The 1,818-nt window shown below is 40.4% G+C and carries 2 protein-coding genes; both read right to left on the reverse strand.

Translation table 11 applies throughout. The features are described from left to right. A partial coding sequence (locus A3735_RS19090) for a DUF262 domain-containing protein (protein WP_156499762.1) occupies window positions 1–461 on the reverse strand: 461 nt, incomplete at its 3' end. Beyond that, window positions 458–1,818 (reverse strand): DUF1524 domain-containing protein (locus tag A3735_RS19095; protein WP_156499763.1); only part of this gene is annotated, 1,361 nt, incomplete at its 5' end. The genes A3735_RS19090 and A3735_RS19095, both read right to left, overlap by 4 nt.

Below are 1,818 nucleotides of genomic sequence, written 5' to 3' on the forward strand. Positions count from 1 at the left end.
TCATTATTCCAAACAGAAAAAAACCAATGGGCATCTTTTATTTTATCTGACAACTTTCCTTCTATCGTGAAAAGGTCAAGATCTGTACTATTTTTCAACAATGATTGCAGGAACTCTCGTGAACTTACACGTGTCTCATATCTGAAACGGGATAGCTTTTTATTTGCACACTCGACCTGTGACGCTCCCGTTGAGAGATACCAGTGCAATAAAAACAAAGTCGTCAAGCGCTGTTGACCATCCAGTAAAATAAGCGAATCATCCCGCACAGAGCCATATATAAAGTCCAGATCTTCGCTTCTGGAAGTATCATTGATCATATCAAATAAGTGCCTGACAAAACCCTTTCTGATCTCAGCAGCCTTATCACTATCTCGTCCCTGGGCATAGTCACGTTGGATGATCGGTATTTCTACATCATAAACGTCTAAAAGCTTCCAAAACGTCTGTTTGATACTCATTTCATCCCCTCCATAGATGTGTAATACGAAAAGCAATCTATCAACGCTTTCCGATACGCTAGCCTGTCATCTCTAGACCACTTGTGCATTTGCGATACATTACTGCTGAAATATTTGGAAAATACCTGCTTAGTCGCCAGCGGTATAAAATGACTACCTTCACCATCCCCTTGCTTTTCATAATCAATGATCATCTGGCGCTTAACAGAGAATATTTCATTGCCTATACCTCTGTTGACCTTATCTGACAGCAGACACAAGTTATCCAAAGAGTCCTTCTCTTCTTCTCTAAAATCTCCTACTGTCTCTGCTAAACGCTTCAAATACTCATCTAGAGTATTACCTGCATCATCGTTCTTCGATTCAGCCAAGCGGTACCAATTATCGAGTAATACTTCCAATTCTTCAGATGATTTTCTCGGAATATCTGTTGATTTCAATATGCCTTTTTGATCGGAGTACCAAATAGCTATTTGCTTATCATCTTTAACTGGCTTGGCGTTCTGTGCATGTATATGCTCGATATCCCAATTAACACGGCGATAAGTATTGAAAGACAATCGCGTCTTTCCAAGTCGATGTACACATATATTTAAAAGCGTAAACACGGAAATGATTTTCTGTCTATCTTTAGAGACTCCGTATTGCAAACGAGAGAAATCCAGTGACTTTCCATCATCACCTTTGAAATAGCTGGTCAATGTTTTACCAACAATTGACTTTAAGGACTCGATAAATTCGCTCTTGCTACGTTGATCTGCTAATTTCCAAAGATCCTGAATACTGCAAATCTTTCTCGTAATTAGAAAGCCTGTCAGGTGATATAGCTCATCGTTCCGATACCACTCCAATAATCGGAAGTAGCCTTGCTTTATTCGATGCCAAAGTTCCAAGACTCCAACACGTTTATCAGCCGCATTCTTCAATGCCACATCAAAATAATTAAACGCATATAGAGGGTCATAACTAGCGGACTGCTGATTACTAGCTGCTTTCGTCTTTCCACTGATCAAATCGAATAGCAATTCGATACGGTTCCCCGATTCTATATCTCTATTGCTTGTTTGCAGAAATGCCCAAAATTCATCATCCTGTAAGCCATGTTCAATCATATCCCACTGCTGAGCCATTTCAGCCTGTTGTAACTGAAGAACCGCTGCATTATTGGGATCGGCGACATGATGAATAAACAGCGCCTTTATGAGCTCTGCATTCGTTAGCGGGATTTTTCCACTGTTGATGCGCATAAATATATTGATTGACTGCTCTTTATCCAAGAGTGACTCATTTTCCTTCGCCGCATACCAAATGACCTGCGTATGGTAAAGCAGCTTGTCATGCCACCGCTTTCGAGCCT

The sequence above is a fragment of the Oleiphilus sp. HI0061 genome (assembly GCF_001635675.1).